This is a genomic window from Streptomyces sp. YIM 130001 (assembly GCF_003574445.1).
Classification (GTDB): Bacteria; Actinomycetota; Actinomycetes; order Streptomycetales; family Streptomycetaceae; genus Streptomyces.
Genome location: NZ_KZ984550.1, coordinates 1 through 25,053, shown reverse-complemented (window position 1 = coordinate 25,053; position 25,053 = coordinate 1). Strand labels below are relative to the sequence as shown.

General features: G+C 69.7%; 19 protein-coding genes, 2 tRNA genes and 1 pseudogene. 12 read left to right on the top strand and 10 right to left on the bottom strand.

Going from position 1 to position 25,053, the window contains the following annotated elements; all coding sequences use genetic code 11:
- Window positions 1-110 precede the first annotated feature (110 nt).
- Together DSC45_RS05745 and pepN are read right to left on the bottom strand one after the other, a co-directional pair.
- On the bottom strand, window positions 111-1,184 hold the full coding sequence (locus DSC45_RS05745) for a hypothetical protein (protein ID WP_119287775.1): 1,074 nt from the start codon (window positions 1,182-1,184) through the stop codon (window positions 111-113).
- Window positions 1,185-1,475: 291 nt separating this feature from the next.
- On the bottom strand, window positions 1,476-4,055 hold the full coding sequence (gene pepN, locus DSC45_RS05740; RefSeq protein WP_119287774.1) for an aminopeptidase N: 2,580 nt from the start codon (window positions 4,053-4,055) through the stop codon (window positions 1,476-1,478).
- A gap of 161 nt (window positions 4,056-4,216) precedes the next feature.
- Between pepN and DSC45_RS05735 the strand changes: the two genes are divergently transcribed.
- Complete coding sequence (locus DSC45_RS05735) at window positions 4,217-4,867, top strand: mycothiol-dependent nitroreductase Rv2466c family protein (RefSeq protein ID WP_119287772.1); 651 nt, start codon at window positions 4,217-4,219, stop codon at window positions 4,865-4,867.
- A 188-nt stretch (window positions 4,868-5,055) separates the two neighbouring features.
- Here DSC45_RS05735 and DSC45_RS05730 read toward each other — a convergent pair whose 3' ends face one another.
- From DSC45_RS05730 to DSC45_RS05720, 3 genes are all read right to left on the bottom strand, one after another.
- Entirely contained in the window at window positions 5,056-5,706 is a 651-nt protein-coding gene (locus DSC45_RS05730; protein WP_119287770.1) for a superoxide dismutase, read from the bottom strand.
- A gap of 160 nt (window positions 5,707-5,866) precedes the next feature.
- The gene (locus DSC45_RS05725) at window positions 5,867-7,357 is read right to left on the bottom strand and encodes an amino acid permease (RefSeq protein ID WP_119287768.1); all 1,491 of its coding nucleotides are present in this window, start codon (window positions 7,355-7,357) and stop codon (window positions 5,867-5,869) included.
- Between the two features lie 207 nt (window positions 7,358-7,564).
- Window positions 7,565-8,884, bottom strand: a complete 1,320-nt coding sequence (locus tag DSC45_RS05720) for an amino acid permease (RefSeq protein ID WP_240434517.1) — start codon at window positions 8,882-8,884, stop codon at window positions 7,565-7,567.
- Window positions 8,885-9,354: 470 nt separating this feature from the next.
- Between DSC45_RS05720 and DSC45_RS05715 the strand changes: the two genes are divergently transcribed.
- Window positions 9,355-9,939: a biotin transporter BioY gene (locus DSC45_RS05715; protein WP_119287765.1), complete on the top strand. Its 585-nt coding sequence runs from the start codon at window positions 9,355-9,357 to the stop codon at window positions 9,937-9,939.
- 117 nt (window positions 9,940-10,056) lie between these two features.
- Here the strand turns inward: DSC45_RS05715 and DSC45_RS05710 are convergent, their stop codons facing one another.
- Complete coding sequence (locus DSC45_RS05710; protein WP_119287764.1) at window positions 10,057-11,427, bottom strand: FAD-binding oxidoreductase; 1,371 nt, start codon at window positions 11,425-11,427, stop codon at window positions 10,057-10,059.
- Between the two features lie 125 nt (window positions 11,428-11,552).
- On the opposite strand from DSC45_RS05710, the gene DSC45_RS05705 reads away from it, so the two are divergent.
- Both DSC45_RS05705 and DSC45_RS05700 read left to right on the top strand, forming a co-directional pair.
- Window positions 11,553-12,041 (top strand): ribose-5-phosphate isomerase, encoded by a 489-nt coding sequence (locus DSC45_RS05705; protein ID WP_119287762.1) that lies wholly within the window; start codon window positions 11,553-11,555, stop codon window positions 12,039-12,041.
- An 82-nt stretch (window positions 12,042-12,123) separates the two neighbouring features.
- Window positions 12,124-12,930 carry an Fpg/Nei family DNA glycosylase gene (locus tag DSC45_RS05700; protein ID WP_119287760.1) on the top strand — a complete coding sequence of 269 codons (807 nt, stop codon included), beginning with the start codon at window positions 12,124-12,126 and terminating at the stop codon, window positions 12,928-12,930.
- A 36-nt stretch (window positions 12,931-12,966) separates the two neighbouring features.
- Here DSC45_RS05700 and DSC45_RS36255 read toward each other — a convergent pair.
- Window positions 12,967-13,271 (bottom strand): annotated as a pseudogene (locus tag DSC45_RS36255) (sterol carrier protein domain-containing protein); the annotation flags it as partial.
- Between the two features lie 247 nt (window positions 13,272-13,518).
- On the opposite strand from DSC45_RS36255, the gene DSC45_RS05690 reads away from it, so the two are divergent.
- Complete coding sequence (locus tag DSC45_RS05690; RefSeq protein ID WP_119287759.1) at window positions 13,519-14,676, top strand: PP2C family protein-serine/threonine phosphatase; 1,158 nt, start codon at window positions 13,519-13,521, stop codon at window positions 14,674-14,676.
- Here the strand turns inward: DSC45_RS05690 and DSC45_RS05685 are convergent.
- Window positions 14,633-15,940, bottom strand: coding sequence for a cation:proton antiporter (locus tag DSC45_RS05685; protein WP_119287757.1), 1,308 nt, complete (start codon window positions 15,938-15,940; stop codon window positions 14,633-14,635). The genes DSC45_RS05690 and DSC45_RS05685 overlap by 44 nt on opposite strands.
- A 309-nt stretch (window positions 15,941-16,249) precedes the next feature.
- Here DSC45_RS05685 and DSC45_RS05680 point away from each other — a divergent pair, with 309 nt between their 5' ends.
- Window positions 16,250-17,581, top strand: a complete 1,332-nt coding sequence (locus DSC45_RS05680) for an oxidoreductase (RefSeq protein WP_119287755.1) — start codon at window positions 16,250-16,252, stop codon at window positions 17,579-17,581.
- 15 nt (window positions 17,582-17,596) lie between these two features.
- On the opposite strand, the gene DSC45_RS05675 is transcribed toward DSC45_RS05680, so the two are convergent.
- Entirely contained in the window at window positions 17,597-18,847 is a 1,251-nt protein-coding gene (locus tag DSC45_RS05675; protein WP_119287753.1) for an acyltransferase family protein, read from the bottom strand.
- A gap of 717 nt (window positions 18,848-19,564) precedes the next feature.
- Here DSC45_RS05675 and DSC45_RS05670 point away from each other — a divergent pair.
- Window positions 19,565-19,759 carry a hypothetical protein gene (locus DSC45_RS05670; protein WP_119288375.1) on the top strand — a complete coding sequence of 65 codons (195 nt, stop codon included), beginning with the start codon at window positions 19,565-19,567 and terminating at the stop codon, window positions 19,757-19,759.
- Window positions 19,760-19,898: 139 nt separating this feature from the next.
- On the opposite strand, the gene DSC45_RS05665 is transcribed toward DSC45_RS05670, so the two are convergent.
- A tRNA-Gly gene (locus tag DSC45_RS05665) sits at window positions 19,899-19,969 on the bottom strand.
- Between the two features lie 176 nt (window positions 19,970-20,145).
- Between DSC45_RS05665 and DSC45_RS05660 the strand changes: the two genes are divergently transcribed.
- The 5 genes from DSC45_RS05660 to clpX all read left to right on the top strand — a co-directional run bounded on the left by DSC45_RS05660 (window position 20,146) and on the right by clpX (window position 25,009).
- A tRNA-Pro gene (locus DSC45_RS05660) sits at window positions 20,146-20,222 on the top strand.
- A gap of 253 nt (window positions 20,223-20,475) precedes the next feature.
- The gene (tig, locus tag DSC45_RS05655) at window positions 20,476-21,888 is read left to right on the top strand and encodes a trigger factor (protein WP_162929141.1); all 1,413 of its coding nucleotides are present in this window, start codon (window positions 20,476-20,478) and stop codon (window positions 21,886-21,888) included.
- A gap of 322 nt (window positions 21,889-22,210) precedes the next feature.
- Window positions 22,211-22,816 carry an ATP-dependent Clp protease proteolytic subunit gene (locus DSC45_RS05650; RefSeq protein ID WP_162929165.1) on the top strand — a complete coding sequence of 202 codons (606 nt, stop codon included), beginning with the start codon at window positions 22,211-22,213 and terminating at the stop codon, window positions 22,814-22,816.
- Between the two features lie 53 nt (window positions 22,817-22,869).
- Window positions 22,870-23,565, top strand: a complete 696-nt coding sequence (locus DSC45_RS05645) for an ATP-dependent Clp protease proteolytic subunit (protein WP_119287747.1) — start codon at window positions 22,870-22,872, stop codon at window positions 23,563-23,565.
- Window positions 23,566-23,722: 157 nt separating this feature from the next.
- A complete protein-coding gene (clpX, locus tag DSC45_RS05640) occupies window positions 23,723-25,009 on the top strand; it encodes an ATP-dependent Clp protease ATP-binding subunit ClpX (RefSeq protein ID WP_119287745.1) in 1,287 nt (428 codons plus the stop codon).
- Window positions 25,010-25,053: the final 44 nt, after the last annotated feature.

Genomic DNA, 25,053 nt, shown 5'->3' with positions numbered 1-25,053 from the left:
CGGGGTCCGCCGGCGGACCGTCGCCCGGCTTGATGGATCACGTTCGGTCAGCACGCAGCTCTCCTGGATGCGAGAGGCCCAACTGTCAATAAGGTCCGTCAGTTCACGTTCTAGCGCGGCAGCACCATCACGTAGGCCGCCGGCTCACGCTCGTCCGAGGCCATCAGGGCGGTGCGGACCACGGTGGCCTGTTCCGCCATCGACTCGCGCAGGCGGCGCTGGGGGATGTGCACCACGGTGATGCCCAGGCGCTCCAAGTGCTCGCGCCTGCGGGCGTGTTCGCACCAGTCGTCGGACTCGTCGAAGCCGTCCGGCCACCGTCCCGCGGAGCCGGTGTCGAGTTCCAGGGCGACGGCCTGCTCCGGCCAGTACGCGTCGACACCGCCGAGGTGCGGGCCGCCGGGCAGTCGCAGATCCACGTTCCACAGCGGGTCCGGCAGGCCGTACTCGCGCACCATCCGGTAGAGCCGCTCCTCGGCGATCAGCCGCCCCTCGGCGCGCAGTGCGTCGACCGCGCCGCTCACCTGGGGACGGTTCAGGAGCCGGGCCCTGGTGAGCTCGGCGACCAGCGTCGTCGGGTCGCACCTTCCGCTCCGTACCGCCTCGGTGAGCAGCCGCCGGACCGACTCCGCGTCGTCCAGATCCGCCACCGCGTCGGCGAGCGCGCGGGCCACCGGCGCGACCGGCAGCCCGGTGATCCACTGCGGGGCGGGCAGCGTGTTCGAGCGCACCAGGCCCGCGAACGCGGCCGAGCGCAGCCGACGCGTCCGCGGTACGAGCACGTCGAGCCGGTCCAGTGCGAGCAGTGGGGGAGCGGAGGTGAAGCCGTGCAGCGCCAGCGCCGCGAGCCCGGTGAGCAGGGCGTCGCCGTACGGGGAAGCAGGCTCCTCGCTCGTCGTGCCGCCCTGCCGCGGCACCCGGGTCACCGGAGGCCGGCCGGCGTACAGGAGTACGGCGTGCAGCCGCTCGTCACTGGTCGGCGGCCCGGGGCGCAGCAGGAACACCCCCGGAAGCAGCTGCTGCCAGGGGCCCGGCGCCCTGCAGGCGGCAAGCGCGTCCGATGGACGTACGCCCTGGGCGCGCAGCTGGGCTGTGGTCAGGACCCGGCAGCCGGTGACCGGCGGCTCGTTCGGGGAGCGATGGGGCAGCGAAGTGTCGGACGACAGCGGGGTGTTGTGGTTCATGCACCCGAGGGTTCCGCGCCGGATCGGCTCCCTAACGCCTGTTACACGCTCGTCGGAGAATCCGGACAACGCCGCCCTAAAGTACGCGAGTTCGAATGCCGAAGGCGCTGGTCCGAATGGGGGTTACGGTCTGCGCCGTACCCGTGCGTCACAGATCGGAACGGCAGCTGGTTGACGTCACCACGTCAAGCCCGGGGCGGAGCGCGTACAGAGGAACGCCCGCCGACCGAAGGCCTGTTGAAGGTGAGCCATCGGTCGGCGGGCGTCAGTGAACTGCCGGTGGATCCATCCCTACCGGGGGCCGGCCGCCGCATCGCAGGCCTGACCGCGCAAGGTACGGGCCAGATCGTCGCGGGCCTCGAGGACGAGCCGGCGCAGCGCGGGCGCCGCGTCCGCGTGCCCTTCCAGCCATGCGTCGGCCGCCTCCAGCGTGGCCGGGTCGCTCTGCAGCGACGGGAACAGCCCGCTGACCACATCCATGCCGATCTGGATCGACCGCTCGGCCCACACCCGCTCGATCGCGTCGAAGTACTTGGGCGCGTACGGCGCGGTCAACTCCCGCTGCGACGACTGCTGGAAGCCCGAGATGGTCGCCTCCACCAGGGCGTTGGACAACACGTCCGACTCCACCACCTGTGCCCACGCCTGCGCCTTCACCGCGGCCGACGGCCGGGCCGCCAGGCAGCGGACCTGGTGACGCTTGCCGGAAGCGGTGTCGTCGCGCGCGAGTTCGGCCGAGAGACGGGGCTCGTCGGCGGCGCCCTGCGCGGCCAGCGGCTCGAGGAACGCCCAGCGCAGCTCCTGGTCCACGTCGAGGCCGTCGATCTTGGCGGAGCCGTCGAGCAGCCCGTCGAGCAGCTGCAGATCGGCTTCCGCGGAGGCCACCGAGGCGAAGAACCTGGCCCAGGCGAGCTGCTGTTCACTGCCGGGCTCCGCGGTCCGCAGCTGGCCGAGCGCACCCTCGGCCAGCTGCCGTGCGGCCGCCTCGCGGTGCTCCGCCGCGGTGTAGAGGGTCAGTGCGGAACGGGCCCAGGCGTGCAGCATCTGCAGCACGCCGATGTCCGACTCGCGGCCCGCGAAGGCGAGGACGAGCGAGGCGAAGTCGCGGGCCGGCATCAGGGCGTCACGCGTCAGGCTCCACAGCGCCGACCAGCACAGGGCACGCGCCAGGGGATCGGTGATGTCACCGAGCCGGGTCCGCAGGGTGTCGAGCGAACGCTCGTCGAAGCGGATCTTGCAGTACGTCAGGTCCTCGTCGTTGACCAGGACCAGATCGGGCTGCTCGGAACCGGCCAGCTCGTCGACCACCGTGCGCGGTCCTGCCACGTCCACCTCGGCACGGGCGTAGCGCGCCAGTGCGCCGTCCGGGGTGTGCCGGTAGAGGCCGACGGCCACCCGGTGCGGGCGGAGTTCGGGGTGCGACTCGGCGGCCTCCTGGAGCACCGCGAGTTCGGTGATGCGCCCCTCCGAGTCGTAAGTGACCTGCGGAGTGAGCGAGTTGACGCCCGCCGTCTGCAGCCAGGAGCGCGACCAGCCGGCCATGTCGCGGCCCGAGGTCTCCTCGAGCACGGCGAGCAGATCACCGAGCCGGGTGTTCCCGTACGCGTGCCGCTTGAAGTAGCGCCGCGCACCCTCGAGGAAGGCGTCCTGGCCGACATAGGCCACCAACTGCTTGAGCACCGAGGCGCCCTTGGCGTAGGTGATGCCGTCGAAGTTGAGCTTGGCGTCCTCCAGGTCACGGATGTCGGCGGTGACCGGATGCGTGGAGGGAAGTTGGTCCGCGCGGTAGGCCCAGGCCTTGCGGTTGTTGGCGAAGGTGGTCCAGCCGTTGGTGAAGCGGGTGGCGTTGACCATCGAGAAGGTGCCCATGAAGTCGGCGAAGGACTCCTTGAGCCACAGGTCGTCCCACCACTGCATCGTCACCAGGTCGCCGAACCACATGTGCGCCATCTCGTGCAGGATGACGTTGGCCCGGCGCTCGTAGGACGCGCGGGTCACCTTGCCGCGGAAGATGAACTCCTCGCGGAACGTGACACAGCCCGGGTTCTCCATCGCGCCGATGTTGTACTCGGGCACGAAGGCCTGGTCGTACTTCCCGAACGGATACGGGTAGTCGAAGTGGTCGTGGAAGAAGTCGAGCCCCTGCTTGGTGACGAGGAAGACGTCGTCCGCGTCGAAGTACCGGGCGAGCCCCTTGCGGCAGAGCGCACCGAGCGGGATCTCCAGGGTGCTGCCGTCGTCGAAGGCGCGTCGGTAGGTGTCCGTCACATAGTGGTAAGGACCCGCGACGACCGCCGTGATGTAGGTGGAGATCGGCTTGGTCTCGGCGAACTGCCAGACGCCGTCCTGCAGTTCGCCCGCACCGCCGGACCACACCGTCCAGCCCTCGGGTGCGCGCACCTCGAAGCGGAACGGCGCCTTGAGATCAGGCTGCTCGAAGTTCGCGAAGACCCGGCGGGCGTCGGCCGGCTCGTACTGCGTGTAGAGGTAGACCTCGCCGTCCTCCGGATCGACGAAGCGGTGCATCCCCTCGCCGGTACGGCTGTAAGCGCACTGCGCGTCCACCACCAGCAGGTTGTCCTCGGCGAGGTCCTCCAGGGCGACGCGGGTGCCGTCGAAGACCTCTCCGGGGTCGAGATCCCGGCCGTTCAGCGACACGGCGGTCACCGAAGGGGCGACCAGATCGGCGAAGCTCGCGGCCCCGGGCTCGGCGCAGCGGAACCTGATCGTGGTGACCGACCTGAAGGTGCGCGGCTCGGCGTCGCCCTCAGCTACGGCGGACCGAAGGTCGAGGGCCACCTCGTACCCGTCGACGGACAGCAGGGCGGCCCGCTCACGGGCCTCGTCGCGGGTCAGGTTCTCACCGGGCACGGGCACTCCTTCGGGAGGCGTACGGAATCGTTGGAATGGCTACGATCCTCCCATGTGGCTTCCCGGGCGGGCATCCGGGAATGGGGCCGCCGCGGGCAGCGTTGGCGACGAATGCCGCGGCGCCGCAGCCGTGGACCTGTGCATCCGACCCGAGGAGAGACATGACTGCCACGCCGTCCGAGGACAAGGTCGTCGCGGACTTCTGGTTCGACCCCCTGTGCCCCTGGGCCTGGATGACCTCGCGCTGGATGCTCGAAGTCGAGAAGGTGCGCCCCGTCGAGGTGCGCTGGCACGTGATGAGCCTGTCCGTGCTGAACGAACCCAAGCTGGACGAACTGCCCGAGGAATACCGCGAGCTCCTCACCAAGGGCTGGGGCCCGGTACGCGTGGTGATCGCCGCGCAGCAGGAGCACGGCCCCGAGGTGCTCGGCGATCTCTACACCGCGCTCGGCACCCGCTTCCACAACAACGGCGAGGGCCCCACCCGTGAGGCGATCCTCGGCGCACTCGAGGACGCCGGCCTGCCCGCCTCCCTCGCGGACTACGCCGACTCCGATCGCTATGACAAGGAACTGCGCGCCTCGCACAAGGAGGGCATCGACAAGGTCGGCCAGGACGTCGGCACCCCGGTGATCGCCGTGCCCGGCGCGGACGGCGAGCAGATCGCGTTCTTCGGCCCGGTCGTGACGCCGGCCCCCCAGGGCGAGGAGGCCGCCCGCCTGTGGGACGGCACTCTGCTGGTGGCCGGCGTCCAGGGCTTCTACGAGATCAAGCGGACGCGTACGGCGGGCCCGGACTTCTCGAACCTCTGACGCAGGGAGCTCCGACGCTCTCTGCCGTACGGCCGGGGCGAGCCCCGTGACGAGAGTCGCGTACAGAAGGTCCCGCAAGATACAGAAGGCCCCCGCAAGTCATGTCCTTGCGGGGGCCTTCCTCCTACCGCCTGCCCGGTGAAGGTTGAGAAGACGATCACGAGCAGGGCGTCATGGGGGACGTGCCGTCAGGGCACCAGGAGCAGGTTGTCCCCGCGCTCCTTGGCGGCGGCGTAACGCTTCGCCACGTCCTGCCAGTTGACGACGGCCCACATGGCCTCGATGAAGTCGACCTTCTGGTTCTTGTACTGCAGATAGAAGGCGTGCTCCCAGGCGTCGAAGACCAGGACCGGCGTCGAGCCCTGGCCGACATTGCCCTGGTGGTCGTAGATCTGCTCGACGATCAGGCGCCCGCTGACCGGCTCGTAGGCGAGGACGCCCCAGCCCGAACCCTGCGTGGTGGCCGCCGCCTTGGTGAGCTGGGCCTTGAATCCGGCGAACGAGCCGAACGACTCGGTGATCGCGTCCGCGAGCTCGCCCACACCGTCGGCGGCCGTCGGCTCGCCGCCGCCACCGTCCTTCGGGCTGTTCATGTTGTGCCAGTAGATCGAGTGCAGGATGTGGCCGGAGAGGTGGAAGGCGAGGTTCTTCTCCAGGCCGTTGATCGAGCCCCACGTCTCCTTGTCCCGCGCCTCGGCCAGCTGCTCGAGGGTGTCGTTGGCGCCCTTCACATAGGCCGCGTGGTGCTTGTCGTGGTGCAGCTCGATGATCTCGGGGCTGATCACCGGAGCCAGCGCCGCGTAGTCGTAGGGAAGTTCTGGAAGCGAGTACATGGCCATCGGAAACCCCTCCACCTGCTTATTGCACATAACTTGCAAGTGCAGGCTAGCAGCAACACCGTGGCGTCGCCGTCCGGCGTACCCACCTGGTCCGGGAACGCCGAAGTCCCCGCTCGCGGACCGCGAGCGGGGACTTCGGTTGGTGCGGGGGCGGCTGCGCTCAGTCCTGCGGGACCGCCTCCTGCCCGGCGGACGCCCGGCGGGCGCGGACCCGCTGCAGCGTGTAGCCGGTCGCGGCGAGGATCAGGGTCAGGCCGCCGGTGTAGTACAGCTGCTCACGGGTGCCGGGCTCGCGGGCCATCAGGACGAAGACCGTGACCATCCCGGCCAGCGCGATCCAGGTGAGGTACGGGTACGCCCACATCTTCACGACCAGCTTCTCCGGCGCCTCGCGCTCGAGCCGGCGGCGCATCCGCAGCTGGGCCGCGGCGATGAAGAACCAGACGACCAGGATGATCGCGCCGACGATGTTGAGCAGCCAGGCGAACACCGTGTCCGGGTACCAGTAGCTGAGCAGCACGGCGAAGAAGCCGAACAGCGAGGAGGCACCCACCGCGTTCCGCGGAACGCCGCCGCTGATCCTGCCGAGCACCTTCGGGCCCTGGCCGCGGGAGACCAGGGAGCTGGCCATGCGCGAGGCGCCGTAGATGTTGGCATTCATCGCGGAGAGCAGGGCGACCAGGATGACCACGTTCATGATCTGGCCGGCCGCGGGCAGGCCGAGGTGCTCCAGGGTGACCACGTAGGAGCCCTTGTCGGGGTTCGGCAACGCCGGCTCGTTCCACGGGACCAGGGTCACGATGACGGCCATCGAGCCGACGTAGAAGATCGCGATCCGCCACATCGCGGTGCGCACGGCCTTGGCCACGCCCTGCACCGGATGCTCGGACTCGGCGGCCGCGATGGTCACCGTCTCCAGGCCGCCGTACGCGAATACCGAGGCGAGCAGGCCGACGATCAGGCCCTCGCTGCCGTTCGGCATGAAGCCGCCCTCGCCGGTCAGGTTCGTCATGCCCGGGGCGTCGTTGCCCGGCAGCACTCCGAGGATGGCAAGTACGCCGATGCCGAGGAACAGGCCGATCGCGCCGATCTTCAGGGCGGAGAACCAGAACTCGAACTCGCCGAAGTTCCGCACGGCGGCCAGGTTGGTGACGCAGAAGACCAGCATGAAGAGCAGGACCCAGACCCACTCGGCGACCCCGGGCACCCAGCCGTGCATGATCTTCGCGGCCCCGATGCCCTCGAGGCCGACGGCCACGCAGAGCAGGAACCAGAACGACCAGCCGGCGGTGAATCCGGCCCACGGCCCGATCGAGCGCTCGGCATGCACGGAGAACGAACCCGAGGCCGGGCTGGCCGCGGACATCTCGCCCAGCATGCGCATCACCAGCATGACCAGGGCACCCGAGATGGCGTACGCGACGATGATGGACGGCCCCGCGGAGGCGATCGCGGCACCGGAGCCGACGAAGAGCCCGGCGCCGATCACCCCGCCGAGCGCGATCATGGACAGATGGCGCTGCTTGAGGCCGTTCGACAGCGACGCGTCGGGGGACGCGGCGTCAGGGGTGGAGGTCCCGACGGGCGAGTCCGCCGCAGAGGAGTCCGTTTTGGCCTCGACAGTCCCGGTAGAGGGAGATGTCCGAGTCATGGGCTTGGTGGTCCAGTACGTGAGACGACAGTCCGGCCCGCACAGTCTGAGCGCCCGCTTGGCACGCTTGAACCCATGGACCGTTATCCGGACAACTTGTTCACTTTCCGCGCACGGCGGGTCCACGGGCGGTGAGACCTGCGGTTTTCCGGTGCCGCTTCGTGCGTTTCGGTGCCGGGCTCGAGCCTGCTGTGCCGGGCGTCGGGCTCATGCCCGTCCCGTCCGGCGCCGATGGGGCCACTCCCGCAGCCCCGCCACCGCCAGTACGGCTCCGGCCGCGCCTGTCGACCACAGCAACTGCGGCCGCGCGGTGTCGTCCGTGAGCATCAGGACCACCACGGCCGCCATCGCCGCGAGCGCCACCCAGGTCAGATACGGGAAGGCCCACATCCGCAGGACCAGGGTCTCGGGCGCCTCGCGCTCGATCCGGCGCCGCAGCCGCAGCTCGGACACGGCGATCAGCGCCCAGACGAAGATCAGCACGGAACCGACCGCGTTGAGCATGTAGAGGAACACCGAGTCGGGCCACTCCAGATTGAGCAGCACCGACACGAAACCGAACGCCACCGAGGCGAGCACCGCGCGCCGCGGCACCCCGCCGGGCGACACCTCGAGCAGCCCGCGCGGAGCCTCGCCGCGCTCGGCGAGCGAGAAGATCATCCGGGACGAGCCGTAGAGATTGGCGTTCAGGGCGGAGAGCAGCGCCACGAACACCACGATGTTCATGATCTGCCCGGCCGACGGGATGCCGATCGCATCCAGCACCGTGACGTAGGGGCTCAGGCCGGTGCGCTGCTCGGTCCACGGCAGCACCGTCACGATCACCAGCATCGAACCGACGTAGAAGAGCAGGATCCGCCAGACCGCGCTGCGCACCGCCCGGGAGACCGAGCGCGCCGGATCGTCCGACTCGGCGGCGGCGATGGTGACCACCTCGAGCCCGCCGAAGGCGAAGACCACCGCGAGTACGCCGGAGACCACGCCCTGCGCGCCGTTCGGGAAGAAGCCGCCGTCACCGGTGAGATGCGTGAGCCCCACCGGTTCGGTGTCGGGCAGTACGCCGAAGATCGCGAGCACGCCCAGGCCGAGGAAGAGCACGATCGCCCCCACCTTCAGCGTGGCGAACCAGAACTCGAACTCCCCGAAGTTCTTCACCGCCGCCAGGTTGGCCACGGTGAAGACCACCATGAACAGCAGCACCCAGGCCCATTGCGGCACCGGCTCCACCCAGCCGTGCGCGATCTGCGCCGCCGCCGTGGCCTCCACCGCGAGCACCACCACGAGCAGGAACCAGTAGAGCCAGCCCACCGTGAAGCCGGCCCAGCGGCCGATCGCCCGCTCGGCGTGCACCGAGAACGCCCCGGACGCGGGCATCGCCGCCGACATCTCCCCGAGCATCCGCATCACCAGGAACGCGAGCGCCCCGGCGACCAGATACGACACCACGATCCCGGGCCCGGCGAGCTCGATACCCGCCCCGGAGCCGACGAACAGACCCGCCCCGATCACTCCGCCGAGGCCGAGCATGGTCAGGTGGCGTTGCTTCAGGCCGCCGGCGAGCGGTTCCGGTTCGGCGCCGGGAAGGCCCGGCCCGTCGTCGGACGGCGGAGGCGGTCCGGTGGGACCGGCCTTGGCATCGTGCATGTGCGGAGCGCCTTCGTGCCGGAGCGGGTGCGGCCCGCGGGAGGGGAGCACCTTCCACCCGAGCGGCCCGGCACCTCCAGGTCGGGGGAGTGCAGGCGACGACGGGTCTTTGGTGGGACTCCACAGTCTCTCCCGCTCGACTGCAGACGCGCAAAAGGCGGCCCGCCACCCGTGACCCCCGTGACAAGCATCACCTCGCCCCGATCGGGCTGCTGTGCATGAACCGAGAAGTTGTGAGGACCCCACCACAGGGTCAACGCCCCCTTTGTCGGCGCCTCATGGTGATCGGGGACGGGGCCGTGGGCTAACGTCGCGGTGTTCTGGCCCGTCCCCTCGCGTTCCCTGGAGTCCGCATGAGCACCGTTGCCGTAGCCACCCGTCCGGGCGAGGTTCTCGCCGACCTGCTGCCTGCCTCCAGGACCCGGGACATCGCCCTGGTCGCCGGTGGCGCCGTTCTCACCGGTATCGCCGCGCAGATCGTGGTCCCGGTGCCCGGCTCCCCGGTCCCGGTCACCGGTCAGACCTTCGCCGCGCTCCTGGTCGGTGCCTCGCTCGGCGCCCGCCGCGGTCTGCTCTCGCTCGTCCTGTACGCGCTGGTGGGTATGGCGGGCGTGCCGTGGTTCCAGGGCGGCACGGCCGGCTGGGGCGGCGCCTCGTTCGGGTACGTGGTCGGCATGATGGCCGCCGCGGCGGTCGTGGGTGAGCTCGCCCGGCGCGGCGGTGACCGCTCGATGCCGCGCATGGCCGGCACCATGGCCGTCGGCTCCGCGGTGACCTACGCGGTCGGCGTGCCGTGGCTCGCGGTCTCCACCGGGATGTCGCTCGGCGCCGCGGTGGCAGCCGGCCTGGTGCCGTTCCTGATCGGCGACGCCCTCAAGGCGGCACTCGCCATGGGCGCGCTGCCCACCGCCTGGAAGCTGATCGGCCGCCGCGGCTGATCCTCCGGTACGCAACTCACCGGCTACTCGCGGGCCCTCCGGACCGGAGGGCCCGCAGTCGTTTCCGCGACACCCCGCGCGACCCGCGCGAACCCGCGCGGACCCACGCCGGAGCCGTCAGCCGGCGTCTCCCGACGGCGGAATGTTGTAGTTCAGGCGGAACAGATTGCCCGGATCGTGCTCGCCCTTGACCCGGGTCAGCCGCTCCCAGGTGCCCCGCTCATAGGCGTCACGCACCCGGTCCTCGCCGAACTCCCCGAAGAGATGGTTGAGTTGGCGGCCGATCCGGTGCGGCTCCAGCGGGGCGAGGATCCGTCCGTGCGCCGCACGCGCCGTCTCCCGGTCCGTCGTGAACAGCGCGGAGAGCACACTCACCAGGAACTCCGCATCCCGGTGCCCGACCGCGTTCGGAACCCGGGGTTCCCGTCCGAACGCACCGCTCAGATGCTTGATCTGCACCACCGCCGACTCGCGCGCCTCCGGACCGGCCAGAGTCCGCAGCGCCTCCGGCGACAGGTCGGTGACCAGGGCGTTGTCCCCGTCGTACGGGTGCGGATGCGGCGGATCGCTGTGAATGGTGTGGCTCTCGGCGTACGGCATCTCGCGCAGGCTGTCGACCAGCCGCGGCGCCACCTTCCGCAGCGGCTCCACCAGACGCTCACCCTCCGCCGGGTCCCCGGTGAAGGCGATCCGCAGCTGCGTGACATGCCGTCCCCGGAACGGCTCAGGAGCGAACGGCGCGTCCGGCCACGTCATCAGGGCGAGCGACGAGGTCAGCTCCTCGGGCAGCGACCGGGCCCACCCCGGATACGCCGCCAGCACCTCGTCCGCATGCTCGCCGTCGAAGGCGAGCACCCCGCCGTACACCGTGGGCAGCGGCACGAGATCGAACTCCACCGAGGTCACCACCCCGAAGTTCCCGCCACCCCCGCGCACCGCCCAGAACAGATCGGGCTCGCTGTCAGGAGTGACCCGCCGCAGCGCCCCGTCGGCCGTCACCAGGTCGAACGCCCGCACATGGTCCGCCGCGTACCCGAACTGCCGCCCCAGGATGCCGAGTCCGCCGCCGGTGAGGTAACCGACGACGCCCACCCCGGGCGCCGAACCGTTCAACGGGGCGAGTCCGTGCTCCGCGGCGGCCTCGATCACCTCGGACCAACGCACCCCGGCACCCGCGCGAGCGGTCCGTGTCGCCGGGTCGACGTGCAGATCGGTCAGCCGCCGGGTGGAGACCAGAACGCCGCCGTCCGCGGGCGCCGAGAGCCCGTGCCCGGTCGACTGGACAGCCACCGGCAGCCGGTTCCCGGCCGCATGGGCGACGGCGGCCCGCACGTCCCCGGGGCCGGCCGCGACGACGGTCAGTGCCGGGCGGTGGGAGTAGCCGGCCTGGAAGCCGGAGCGTTCCTCGTCGTACGCCGGGTCGTCGGGAAGCAGCACGGCGCCGGTGGTGCCGAGTGTGGACGCAGTGATCGGTGTCTTCGCATTCATGGCTCCAGGCTGACCCCTCAACCTGACATCCACCGTCAGGTTTTTCCGCGAGTTGTCACCGGGCCCGCCGGCAGGGGCCAGGGCCCGTGGCCGAGGCCTCCGCGGCGCCGTGGCACACTCGGTCCATGCGCGTGTACCTCGGCTCCGATCATGCCGGTTATGAACTCAAGAACCACCTCGTCGAGTGGCTGAAAGCCCATGGCCACGAGCCCGTCGACTGCGGTCCCCACATCTACGACGCGGCGGACGACTACCCGCCGTTCTGCCTCCGCGCCGCCGAGCGGACCGCGGCGGACCCGGACGCCCTCGGCATCGTGGTCGGCGGTTCGGGCAACGGCGAGCAGATGGCCGCGAACAAGGTCAAGGGCGTGCGCTGCGCCCTCGCCTGGAGCGAGCAGACCGCCGCACTCGCCCGTGAGCACAACGACGCGAACGTGGTCTCCATCGGCGGCCGCATGCACACCCTCGAGGAGTCGACGAAGTTCGTCGAGATCTTCCTCGGCACGCCCTATTCGGACGAGCCCCGGCACACCCGCCGCATCGAGATGCTCTCCGCGTACGAGGCCACCGGCGAGCTCCCGCCGATCCCGGACCACCACCCGCAGCAGCCGTAACTCCCCGCGGCCCGCGGCCCCTTGACGTTCCGTGTTCCCAAGGGGCCCGCGGGCCTTTCAGAGCCGAGATCAGGAGGGCGCCGTGCCCGAGGGGCACACGATCCACCGCCTCGCCGCCGACCACCGAGCACGCTTTCGTGGACGTCCGGTCCGGGCCGGCAGTCCGCAGGGCAAGTTCTCCGACGCCGCGGCGCTGCTCGACGGGCAGGTGATGCGGGACGCCGAGGCACACGGCAAGCACCTCTTCCTCGCCTTCGACGCCGGTCAGGTGCACATCCACCTCGGCCTGTTCGGCAAGCTGAACTTCGGTACCGCTCCGGCGCCGCCGCCCACCGACACCGTCCGCCTGCGCCTGCGCACCGAGGACGCGTACGCCGATCTGCGCGGGCCCACCACCTGCGCGCTGATCACCGACGGCGAGAAGCAGGCGATACACGAGCGGCTCGGGCCCGACCCGCTGCGCCCCGGCGACGACCCCGGCAAGGCCTGGCACCGGATCTCCCGTTCCCGCAGTACCGTCGCCGCGCTCCTGATGGACCAGAAGATCGTCGCGGGCGTGGGCAACGTCTACCGCGCCGAGGTCCTCTTCCGGCACCGAATCGACCCGTACCGCGCGGGCAAGGACCTCACCCGCGACGAGTGGGACGCGATCTGGGCCGACCTCGCCGCCCTGATGCGCGAGGGCGTACGCCACAACCGCATCGACACCGTCCGCCCCGAGCACACCCCCGAGGCGATGGGCCGCCCGCCACGCGTCGACGACCACGGCGGCGAGGTGTACGTCTACCGGCGGGCGAACCAGGACTGTCTGATCTGCGGCACCGGGATCCGCACGGCCGAACTGGCCGCCCGCAACCTCTTCTGGTGCCCGCGCTGCCAACGGCCTTGAGCCGTCCGGCCGTTCACCCCGCCTGGCGCGGCACCAGAAACTGCGCGGCAGCCACGGCACCCGCACACCGAGGCGAACGCCGCCGAGGCACGTTCGAGCGCACCCTCCCGCAGCTCGTGCACCCGCCTGGCCACGGCCGGCGAGGCCGGCGAGGCCTGCGAGATCCCGCCGAGATACGCGGACCCGATCTCCCGCACCGACAGGGCGAGTTCGGCCCGATCCGTGGTCCGCTCGCGACTCGCGCCCTTCACACCCCTGAGCCGCCAACACCCCGTGTTCCAGGGGCAGAAGGCATCCTGCACGTCGAGGACCGAATCGACGTCCGTCGCGTACGACCGGGAGCCGGCTCGTGCCGACGCGGGCGCATAGCGCCGCGTCACCCGCCGTTTCGGGAGCCGGCTCCAGAACGCGGAGGTCGTTGCTCATACGCCGCCCCTACCCGGCACCTCCGATACTGGGCCAGGAATTTTGTGCCGACGCGGGCGCATCGCGCCGCGTCACCCGCCGAGGGGCCCAGCCTGCCCGTGTGAGGGACAAGCCGGGCCTCCCGTGCGCGGCCGCACGCCGGATGGATAGGGTCCACGAGCAATGGCAGCACGACAGTCGGGCCGAGCCGAGGCCGAGACGTTTCCGGCCCGGATGCGCAAGCGCGCGCACCGGGCCCGTATCGCGCTGCGCAGATCCGGAGTCGACTACTTCCGCGGTGACGGCTCCGACTGGATCGCGCTCGTCGCGCTGCTCCTCACGATCCCGGCCATCGCCGCCGCCACCCTCGCCCGCCCCGAGTGGTGCGCGCCGTCCACCCTGGTCCTGCCGATCGTCGCGGGCGGCCTGCTGCTGCGCCCCGCCAGCCTGCTCGGCCTGTACGCCGCAGCCGCGGCCGCCCTGGTCGTGGAGTCGATACAGCTCGGCAGTTACGACCGCGTCCCGGTGGGCGTCACGCCGGGAGTGGTGCTCGTGGTCGGCGCCTGCGGACTCTTCGGGCTGCTCATCGCCCAGTTCCGCAGCCGGGTCGGGGTGCCGTGGCGGCGCGGCGGGACGATGCTCTTCGACCTGCGTGAACGGATCCGGGTACAGAGCAAGTTGCCCAAGCTTCCGGTCGGCTGGCACCGCGAGATGGCGCTGCGCCCGGCGGGCGGCCAGTCGTTCTCGGGAGACTTCGTGGTGGCCGCCCGTACCGGCGGCGGACGCACGCTGGAGGTCGTCCTCACCGACGTGTCCGGCAAGGGCATGGACGCAGCCTCGCGTGCCCTGCTGCTCTCCGGCGCCTTCGGCGGCCTGCTCGGATCGCTCCCGCCGCACGCCTTCCTGCCGGCGGCGAACGGCTATCTGCTGCGCCAGGACTGGGACGAGGGCTTCGCGACCTCGATCCACCTGGCCCTCGACCTCGATTCCGGGGACTACGAACTGCAGTCCGCGGGCCATCCCCCGGCGCTGCAACTGCACGCCGGCACCGGCCGCTGGGAGGAGAAGACGGCCGAGGGTCCGTTGCTCGGGGTGTACGACGGGGCGCAGTTCGACCCGGTGAAGGGTTCCCTGCGCCCCGGCGATGTACTGATGCTCTTCACCGACGGCCTGGTGGAGACCGCCGAGCGGGATATAGCGGAAGGTATCGACCGCCTCACCGGAGAGGCCGACCGCTATGTCGCGGGCGGCTTTCACGGAGCTGCCTGGCACCTCATCGAGGCGGTCGCGAAGGACGTCAACGACGACCGGGCACTGCTTCTGCTGTGCCGGGAAGGCTGACCGCCTCCGGATCCGAGTCCGTCACCGGATCCGCGTCCGTCACCGGATCCGAGTCCGTCTCCGGTCCCCAGTCCGCTCCCGGGGCCGAGTCCCGCTCGGGCCCCGGTTTCGGCTTCGACCCGGTCGGGCGCCCGCCGGGCAGGATCCTTGCCAGCCAGTGCGACCGGCCGGCGGCCAGCGGACCGAGTACGGCGAGCAGCAGGACGTAACCCGCGATGAACGGGGAGAGCCGGCTGTCGAGTCCCGCGGTCGCCGCCATGGTGGCCAGGATCAGCGCGAACTCGCCGCGGGCGAGCAGGGTGGTGGCGATGTTCGCCGCGGGGCCTGCGTCGAAGCCGTAGATCCGCGCTCCGGCGAGCCCGGACAGGACGTTCATCACGAGGGTCAGGGCGACCGCCGCGAGTACCGGCCAGAGCACGACCGTCAGGAGGCCGGGGTCGATGGAGAGGCCGAAGGCGAAGAAGAAGATCGCGCCGAAGGCGTCCCGCAGAGGGTGCACCAGCTTCATGATCCGCTCGCCGGAGCTCGTACTGCCGAGCATCAGGCCGACCATGAACGCCCCGATGGCGTCCGCGACACCGAACCACTCGGAGACACCGGCCACGAAGACCGCGGCACCGAGGAACGAGATGACGAGGAGTTCGTCGTCCCGGGTGTTGATCAGCTTGCTGACCAGGCGCGTACCGAAGCGTGCGGCAAGGGCGAGCAACAGCAGGAAACCGAAGGCCTTTCCGCCGTCGATCAGCGCTGCCGAGAGGCTGTCGGCACCGGAGAGGATCGGCTGGAGTGCCGCCAGGTAGAGCGCGAGGAACACGTCCTCGACCACGATGATGCCGAGGATCGGTTTGGTCTCGGGATTGCCCAGGCGCCCGGTGTCGACCAGGACTTTCGTCACGATCGCCGAGGACGAGATGCCGAGCACACCGGCGAGCACCAGCGCCTCGGAGGTGCCCCAGCCGAGAGCGAAGCCGAAGCCGAGGCCGGCGCCGACGTTCAGGACGAGGTAACTGCTCCCGGCGACGGCCATCTTCTTGCCACCGGCTTTGAGGTCGTCCATGTGGAACTCGAGGCCGAGATAGAAGAGCAGCAGCACCAGACCGAGCGCGGAGAGCATCTCCAGCTCGTGCGGGTCCTCGACGAGGACCACGCCGGGTGTGTGAGGGCCGAGCAGGATGCCGGCCAGGATGAAGAGGGGAATGGTGGGGAGACCGATGCGGCCGCCGACGCGGGCGAGGACCGCTGCGGCGAGAAAGGCTCCACCCATGGCTATGAGGGTGTCTGCGTGGCCGATGGGCTTCCTCCTGTCGTGCGGGGACGGGCAAGGGCGGGGACAACGAAATAATTCGAAAGCAAAGGACGCGTCAAGGACGCGTCAATACTTAGGTTACCAAACGACTGCTTCGGCCGTCGTCGCAGCTCAGCGGGGTACTGCCGCGGCGACGGGTGAGCGGGCTACCCGGACCACGGTCCGTATGGCCGAGCGCGCGGCAGCGGAGGGGATGTGACCGGACTTCCGCCCCGGGCCTCGCGCCGCTGGCCTACTCTGAAATCAGGACCTCAGGGGGGTGGCCCGATGACTCGATGGACGGCGGCGGACGTACCCGACCAGACCGGACGCACGGTGATCGTCACCGGCGCGACCAGCGGCCTCGGTGCCCGGCTGACGCACACACTGGCCGGAGCGGGCGCCAAGGTCGTGATGGCCTGCCGCGACCGGGACAAGGCCCGGGCCCTGGCCGACACGATCGACGGTGACGTCGAGGTGCGCCGCCTCGACCTGGCCGACCTCACCTCCGTACGCACCTTCGCGGACGAACTGGACGCCGACGCCGACGTGTTGATCAACAACGCGGGCGTCATGGCAGTCCCGAAGGGCACCACGGCCGACGGTTTCGAACGACACCTGGGTACCAACCACCTGGGCCCGTTCGCCCTCACCGGCCTGCTGCTCGACCGCATCCGGGACCGCGTCGTCACCGTCTCCAGCGGTCTCCACGTGCTCGCGGGCCTCGACGGCCATCCGTCGGCCGCCTTCGACACCGACCGCCGCCGCTACGGACGTTGGCTCGCCTACGGACAGTCCAAGCTCGCCAACCTGCTCTTCGCGTACGAACTCCAGCGCCGCCTCACCACCGCAGGCCGCCCGCTCCTGTCGGTGGCCGCCCACCCGGGCGTGGCCGCCACCGAAGGGCAGCGCCGCGACACCTCACTGAAGGGCAGACTCCTGGCCGGCGGTACGGCGCAGTCGCCCGAGATGGGTGCTCTGCCGCTCCTCCACGCGGCCACCGCACCGGCCGTACGCGGCGGTACCTGCATCGGGCCCGATGGATTCGCGCAGCGAACCGGCTACCCGACGGTGGTCGACACCAGCCGCAGATCCCGCGACCGGGCCCTCGCCGCCCGCCTGTGGACCCGCAGCGAGGTCGCCACCGGCGTCACCTACGACTTCTCCGTACGCCGGCTCACCCTGGCCGAGGTGGAGGCGACCGCGCGCGCCGCACACGCCGGACAGACCGACAAGGCGGGCCGCCCGTACGCCGAACACCTGCAGGCCGTGGCCGAGGGCACCCGCGCACGGGGCGGCTCGGACGAACAGATCGCGGCGGCCTGGCTGCACGACTCGGTCGAGGACGACGCGCTCAGCCCCGAGTGGCTCGCCGAAGCGGCACTCTCGGAGCGGACCAAGGACATCGTGCGGGCCCTCACCAAACAGCCGGGCGAAGACCCGCAGGCGTACGCCGACCGCATCCTCGCCACCGACGGCGCCCGTCTGGTGAAGGCCGCTGACCTCGCGCACAACGCCGGACGGAAGCGACTCGCAGTCCTGGACGGCCCGACCCGCGAGCGTCTGACCCGCAAGTACGCCGACATGCGCGCCCGGTTGGGCCTCGGCGCGGACGACTGACCGTCGCGTCGCCGGTCAGCGCCCCGTCTTCGATCCCGCCTTGGAGCGTTCCCGGGCGAGCTGCGCCGCGTCGCGCTTGAAGGCCCATTCCATCTTCGGCTCCATCGCGAACCGGAAGGCCCGCTGCACCGGCTTGGTGCACAGCAGGGTGATGACCGTCGCGGCCAGCACGGTCACGAAGATCTCGCCGAGCGGCCTGTGCAGCCACTCGTACTCCTCGTACCAGCCCCAGAAGCGCGAGCCCTTGACCAGGAATCCGTGCAGCAGGTAGCCGTACAGCGTCCCGGCACCGAGCGCCGTGAACCACATGTGGCGCCGCGGGACCCAGGCGAAGAAGCATGCCACCAGGACGATCGAGCAACCGAAGAGGGCGAGCGTCATCACACCGCCCGTCCAGGCCGGCGCCCCGAGCTCCTGCGCGCTGTCCCGGTGGTAGAACCACGCCGACGTCATCCGCGGCGCCGCCCAGTACGCGAGCAGCAGCGCCACCCCGAACACCGGCACGGCGAGCAGCCGCACCTCACGCCGCCGCACCATCTGGAAGTGCTCCGGCTTGAGCACCAGGCCGAGCACGAAGAACGGCAGGAACTGCAGCACCCGCTGCAGGTCGAGATCGTCGCCGATGTCGGGCGAGACCGATGCCAGCACGGCGATGGCGAGCGACAGTGCGACCGGCCAACGCACCAGCTTCCACAGTGGAGTTGTCAGCCGCCAGACGAAGAGCGCGGCCAGGAACCAGGTCAGGTACCAGGGGTCGAGCAGACTGATCGGATACGTCGGATCGTCGTCCGCCCACCGCTTGAACAGCGTGTAGGCCACCTCGAAGAGCACATACGGAACGAGCACTCCGGTGACCAGCCGCTTGAGCCGGTCGGCACGCATGTCGAAGCTGCGCGAGAAATAGCCGGAGATCATGATGAACGCCGGCATGTGGAACGTGTACACGGTCATGTACAGCGCCTCGGCCGCCCGGCTGTCGCCCGTCAGCGGCTGCCATGCGTGCCCCATCGCGACCAGCACGATCGCCAGGTACTTGGCGTTGTCGAAGAACGGATCACGCTGCGCGGCCGCCTTCGCCGCACCGGCCTGCTCGCGGCTCGCGGAGCCGGACGCGCCGGCGCCAGGCCCCGAAGTACCGGCGGAGGAGGCGGAATTCGGCCCCGTATGCGGCAGCCGGGAACCCGGCAGACCCTGCATCGGGCCGGACGTCTGCGCCTCTGGCAGCGGTACACGGTGGTGCCCGTGCGGGCTCAGTGAGTGGCTCACAGCCCCTCCCGCCGCGCTCCCGGGAAGCCGGTCCGTGACTGCTCTGCGCTCGCGGGTTCAATGGCAGCGTGGAACATTCGAGGCACCCTAGCGCCGGTCGAGGGATTCCGTAAAACCCCGGATCGTATGGATCGGAATACTGCGCATAGGGCTCGGGTACCCCTGCTCCGGAGAAGTCGACTCGGCATCTTGTGAGAAATCCATGAATGAATGGCGAGTGGTTATCCGGACGTTACAAGGGGATTTGTCCCGAGCAATCAGGGCATAACGCCCGCGCGCAACGCCCGTGACATGCCCCACCCTGCCCACACCGCGCCCTGCCGGCGCACGTCGGCCGCTCCATCGTGGCCCACTCCGGAGGCAGTTGCGGACGGCCCGGGCTCAACTCGCCCGTACCCCCGGGTCTTCCGCATGTGTGCGCCGCAACAATTCGAATTCCCTGCGAACGGAACGCGCCCCCGGGGAATCGATCAAGCCGAATTGATCGGCCCGTAGTCAGGCGAATTACCGCATGCGGGGCGGTGGTTCACAGCTGTCGCACCGCCCTCTGTGGTGACATCGCACCCCGGACGGGTCGCACAGGCGGTCGAGCTTTGGCCGACGATGCGTCACCCGCCGCATACGCCAGGCCCGTTGGTGGCACGATGGTTCTGGCGGGGGTGTGCGCGATCGTGTACCTCCGGGCCGGAACGCGGACCGACCTAGGGTGTGATCAGTGTGGCCATTTCGCTGTCTGTGGTGCTGCTGTTGGCTGTCATCCTTGTGGTGCTGATCCGCGGTGGCTCCATCAAGGCGGGACCAGCCGTAGTCGCGGTGCTGTTCGGCTTCTTCCTCGCGTCGACGGACATGGCGCCGTCGGTGAACCGCTTCCTCAACTCGATAGCCGACACCATCAACCAGATCAGCTTCTGAGCGGGTCGGGGCAGGCCGGTTCCCGGCGAGCCGGCCCGGCCCGCTTCAGGCGTGGATCTGCGTCCGTGCGCGTTTGCGGCAGTGAACGAGAACGGCCCGGCCGGAACCTCGAGGTCCCGGCCGGGCCGAATCATGCGAGAGCGGGCGACGGGAATCGAACCCGCGTAATCAGTTTGGAAGACTGAGGCTCTACCATTGAGCTACGCCCGCACGAGCACACCGCAGGTCAGAGGCAAGGCCCGAAGGCGCACGCCCTGGAACCGCGGTACGGGAAGCATCGTAGCGGGTCCGACCCCCGCGGCGCACACCGCATTCCTCGCTCGTCGCCGGCCCGCAAATGCGGGCACCGCACCGACAGAGGGCATGTACCCTACGTGTCGCACCGACGGGGTGTGGCGCAGCTTGGCAGCGCGTCCGCTTTGGGAGCGGAAGGCCGTGGGTTCAAATCCCGCCACCCCGACCACCTGCGTATTCCGCGCCCGCGCGGGGCCGGCTCCGGCCCTCGTCCCGCTCGGCGGACCGCCCACCCTTTCCGGTGGCGGCGGGGTCATGATCGCCTTTTGGGGCGAGTGCCCGCTGCGGTTACTATGCAAGCTGCGCGCCCGTGTGTCTCAAGTCTGAAGTTCTCCCGGGCGACCCAATCCGCTGCAGCGTCTGGCTTCCGAAGTCTTTGGCTCAGCAGAATCCCAGAAGTCAGCCATCAAGGAGACCGAACCGTGAAGAGCGCCGTGGAGACCCTGAACCCGACTCGGGTTCGGCTCACTGTCGAGGTGCCCTTCGAGGAGCTCAAGGACAGCCTCGACGCGGCGTACAAGAAGATCAACCAGCAGGTCACGGTGAAGGGGTTCCGCAAGGGCAAGATCCCGGCTCGCGTCATCGACCAGCGGTTCGGCCGCGGTGCGGTCCTCGAGGAGGCTGTCAACGACGCGCTCCCGAAGTTCTACACCGATGCGGTGAACGAGGCGGAGCTCAACGTCCTCGGTCAGCCCGAGGTCGACATCACCGACCTGAAGGACGGCGAGACGCTGAACTTCACCGCCGAGGTCGACATCCGTCCGGCCATCGAGATCCCGGACTACTCCGGCATCGAGGTCGAGGTCGACCCGGTCGAGGTCACCGACGAGGACGTCGAGAAGTCGGTCGACGAACTGCGTGACCGCTTCGCTTCGACCAGCCCCGTCGAGCGCGCCGCCGCCGACGGTGACGTCGTCACCATCGACCTGGAGGCCAAGGTCGACGGCGAGGTCCTCGAGGACGGCGTCGCCAGCGGTGTCTCGTACACCATCGGCTCCGGCGAGCTGCTCGACGGCATCGACGAGGCCGTGACCGGTCTCGAGGCCGGTGGCGAGGCCACCTTCACCTCCGAGCTCAAGGGCGGCAGCGCCGAGGGCAAGGAGTCGGAGGTCACGGTCAAGGTGACGCAGGTCGCCGCCCGTGAACTGCCCGAGCTGGACGACGACTTCGCGCAGCTGGCCAGTGAGTTCGACACCCTCGAAGAGGTCAAGGCGGACAGCCGCAAGCGCCTCGAGAACATGAAGCAGTACGACCAGGCCACCCAGGCCCAGGAGCGCGTGCTCGACAAGCTCCTCGAGCTGGTCGAGGTCCCCGTCCCCGAGAAGCTTCTCGACGACGAGGTCAACACCCGCAAGCACAACCTGGAGCACCACCAGCTCGGTCAGATGGGCCTCGACCTCGAGGGCTACCTGAAGATCCAGGGCAAGACGGTCGAGGAGTTCGACGCCGAGACCAAGGAGCAGGCGGTCAAGGGCATCAAGACGCAGTTCGTCCTCGACGAGCTCGTCAACAAGGAGAAGCTCAACGTCAGCCAGGAGGAGCTCACCGAGCACCTCATGCGGCGTGCCTCTTCCTCCGGCATGAGCCCCGACCAGTTCGCCCAGGCGGTCGTCGAGGGTGGCCAGGTGCCGATGCTCGTCGGCGAGGTCGCCCGCGGCAAGGCGCTCGCGGTCGTCGTCGAAGCGGTCACCGTCAAGGACACCAACGGTGAGGTCGTGGACCTTTCGGAGGAGGACGAGACGGCCGAGACGGTCTCTGCGGAGTCCGCCGAGGGCGACGCCGCCGCTGCCGAGGGCGACGCCCCCGAGGCCGCGGAGGCCAAGACCGAGTCCTGACCCGACCCGGACCCGCACGTCCCGGACCCCCGCTTCGCGCACTCGCGCGAGGCGGGGGTCCGTCGTTCACTCAGCGCCTCGGGGCCGCGGCACGGACCGCGGGAAGTCCCGGAAAGCCCTGGCCGCCACCCTGCGCTCACAGCGAACAGTTACCTCTGCGGGATTCACCGGAGGGACCCGCGCGTTAGGGTCCATAACTACGAGGGCAGGGGAGTCCCCGAACCACCGCGGAAGCGGTGAGCGCACGGGCCCCGAGCCCGCAGAAGACGTGAGACGGCCCGGCGCCGTCGTAAGACGAGCAGGTGGATACGTGACGAATCTGATGCCCTCCGCCGCCGGCGAGCCCTCCATCGGTGGTGGCCTCGGCGACCAGGTCTACAACCGACTGCTCAACGAGCGGATCATCTTCCTCGGCCAGCCCGTGGACGACGACATCGCCAACAAGATCACCGCGCAGCTGCTGCTTCTTGCCGCTGACCCGGAAAAGGACATCTTCCTTTACATCAACAGCCCCGGCGGCTCCATCACGGCCGGCATGGCGATCTACGACACCATGCAGTACATCAAGAACGACGTGGTGACGATCGCGATGGGCATGGCCGCCTCGATGGGCCAGTTCCTGCTCAGCGCGGGCACCCCCGGCAAGCGCTTCGCGCTGCCGCACGCGGAGATCCTGATCCACCAGCCCTCGGCCGGCCTCGCCGGCTCCGCATCGGACATCAAGATCCACGCGGAGCGGCTGCTGCTGACCAAGAAGCGCATGGCGGAGCTGACCGCGCACCACACGGGTCAGGACGTGGACCAGGTCACCCGGGACTCGGACCGCGACCGCTGGTTCGACCCGGAGGAGGCCAAGGAGTACGGCCTCATCGACGACATCATGCCCACCGCGGCCGGCATGCCGGGCGGCGGCGGCACCGGGGCCTGAGCCCCTCTCGACAGGCTCTCGCCTCCGACGCCGACATTTTCAGGAGACCCACAGTGAACGACTTCCCCGGCAGCGGCCTCTACGACCGGATGCGCGACGAAGGCGCCTCCGGCCGGTACACCGGCCCGAGTGCCGAGTCCCGCTACGTGATTCCGCGCTTCGTCGAGCGCACCTCGCAGGGAGTGCGCGAGTACGACCCGTACGCGAAGCTCTTCGAGGAGCGCGTGATCTTCCTCGGCGTGCAGATCGACGACGCCTCGGCCAACGACGTGATGGCGCAGCTCCTGTGCCTCGAGTCGATGGACCCCGACCGTGACATCTCGGTCTACATCAACAGCCCCGGCGGCTCCTTCACCGCACTCACGGCGATCTACGACACCCTGCAGTTCGTGAAGCCGGACGTGTCGACGGTGTGCATGGGTCAGGCCGCGTCGGCCGCCGCGGTCCTGCTGGCCGCCGGCACCCCGGGCAAGCGCATGGCGCTGCCGAACGCCCGGGTGCTGATCCACCAGCCGTACAGCGAGACCGGCCGCGGCCAGGTCTCCGACCTCGAGATCGCGGCGAACGAGATCCTGCGGATGCGCGCCCAGCTCGAGGAGATGCTCGCCAAGCACTCGACGACGCCACTGGAGAAGATCCGCGACGACATCGAGCGCGACAAGATCCTCACTGCTGAGGACGCCCTGGAGTACGGCCTGATCGACCAGATCATCTCCACCCGGAAGATGAACAACGCCGCAGCCGGCTGACCGGCGCAGCCGTATCAGTCTCCCCACGGCGCGGTCCGCTCCTTCAGCGAACCGCGCCAAGGGGGGCCCGAACGGGGGGCCCGGCAAGGTACCGTCGGATATTGAGGCACCAGGAGACGCTCTCAAGGGCGTTTCCCAGGCGAAGGGGAAGCACCTCGTGGCACGCATCGGTGACGGCGGCGACCTGCTCAAGTGCTCGTTCTGCGGAAAGAGCCAGAAGCAGGTCAAGAAGCTCATCGCAGGCCCCGGCGTGTACATCTGCGACGAATGCATCGATCTCTGCAACGAGATCATCGAGGAGGAGCTCGCCGAGACCAGCGAGGTGCGGTGGGAGGAACTTCCCAAGCCCCGCGAGATCTCCGAGTTCCTCGAGGGTTACGTCGTCGGCCAGGAGTCCGCGAAGAAGGCTCTCTCGGTCGCTGTGTACAACCACTACAAGCGGGTCCAGGCCGGCGAGAACGGCGGCTCGGCGAGCCGCGAGGACGCCATCGAACTGGCCAAGTCCAACATCCTTCTGCTCGGCCCCACGGGCTCGGGCAAGACGCTCCTGGCCCAGACCCTGGCCCGGATGCTGAACGTCCCGTTCGCGATCGCCGACGCCACCGCGCTCACCGAGGCGGGATACGTCGGCGAGGACGTCGAGAACATCCTCCTGAAGCTCATCCAGGCCGCGGACTACGACGTCAAGAAGGCCGAGACGGGCATCATCTACATCGACGAGATCGACAAGGTCGCCCGCAAGAGCGAGAACCCGTCGATCACGCGTGACGTCAGCGGCGAGGGCGTCCAGCAGGCCCTGCTGAAGATCCTGGAGGGCACCACCGCCTCCGTACCGCCGCAGGGCGGACGCAAGCACCCGCACCAGGAGTTCATCCAGATCGACACGACGAACGTGCTGTTCATCGTGGGCGGTGCGTTCGCCGGTCTGGAGAAGATCATCGAGGGCCGTGCGGGTGCCAAGGGCATCGGCTTCGGCGCGACGATCCACTCCAAGCAGGAGCTCGCGGAGAAGGACCAATTCGAGGACGTGATGCCGGAGGACCTGGTGAAGTTCGGGATGATCCCCGAGTTCATCGGCCGCCTCCCCGTCATCACCTCGGTGCACAACCTGGACCGCGAGGCACTCCTGCAGATCCTCGTCGAGCCGCGCAACGCACTGGTGAAGCAGTACCAGCGTCTCTTCGAACTCGACGGTGTGGAGCTGGAGTTCGAGCGTGAGGCGCTCGAAGCGATCGCCGACCAGGCCATCCTGCGCCAGACCGGCGCCCGCGGACTGCGCGCCATCATGGAAGAGGTCCTCCAGGCGGTGATGTACGAGGTGCCGTCCCGCCAGGACGTCGCCCGTGTGGTCATCACCCCCGACGTCGTGCACTCCAACGTCAACCCGACGCTGGTTCCCCGCATCGTCGGAAAGAAGGAAGGCCCGCAGGAGAAGAGCGCGTAGCGCTCGTCCCCGACAGGACGTACAGCGAGGGGCCCCGGTCGATC

Coding starts and splice junctions, on each gene's coding strand:
- DSC45_RS05720 (WP_240434517.1), bottom strand. CDS start 8,884: ATGCTCGGCCTCGGCGGAGTGATCGGGGCGGGTCTGTTCGTCGGCTCC.
- DSC45_RS05715 (WP_119287765.1), top strand. CDS start 9,355: ATGAGCACCGTTGCCGTAGCCACCCGTCCGGGCGAGGTTCTCGCCGAC.
- DSC45_RS05745 (WP_119287775.1), bottom strand. CDS start 1,184: ATGAACCACAACACCCCGCTGTCGTCCGACACTTCGCTGCCCCATCGC.
- DSC45_RS05730 (WP_119287770.1), bottom strand. CDS start 5,706: ATGGCCATGTACTCGCTTCCAGAACTTCCCTACGACTACGCGGCGCTG.
- DSC45_RS05735 (WP_119287772.1), top strand. CDS start 4,217: ATGACTGCCACGCCGTCCGAGGACAAGGTCGTCGCGGACTTCTGGTTC.
- DSC45_RS05685 (WP_119287757.1), bottom strand. CDS start 15,940: ATGGGTGGAGCCTTTCTCGCCGCAGCGGTCCTCGCCCGCGTCGGCGGC.
- DSC45_RS05650 (WP_162929165.1), top strand. CDS start 22,211: ATGCCCTCCGCCGCCGGCGAGCCCTCCATCGGTGGTGGCCTCGGCGAC.
- DSC45_RS05690 (WP_119287759.1), top strand. CDS start 13,519: ATGGCAGCACGACAGTCGGGCCGAGCCGAGGCCGAGACGTTTCCGGCC.
- DSC45_RS05725 (WP_119287768.1), bottom strand. CDS start 7,357: ATGACTCGGACATCTCCCTCTACCGGGACTGTCGAGGCCAAAACGGAC.
- DSC45_RS05705 (WP_119287762.1), top strand. CDS start 11,553: ATGCGCGTGTACCTCGGCTCCGATCATGCCGGTTATGAACTCAAGAAC.
- DSC45_RS05680 (WP_119287755.1), top strand. CDS start 16,250: ATGACTCGATGGACGGCGGCGGACGTACCCGACCAGACCGGACGCACG.
- DSC45_RS05710 (WP_119287764.1), bottom strand. CDS start 11,427: ATGAATGCGAAGACACCGATCACTGCGTCCACACTCGGCACCACCGGC.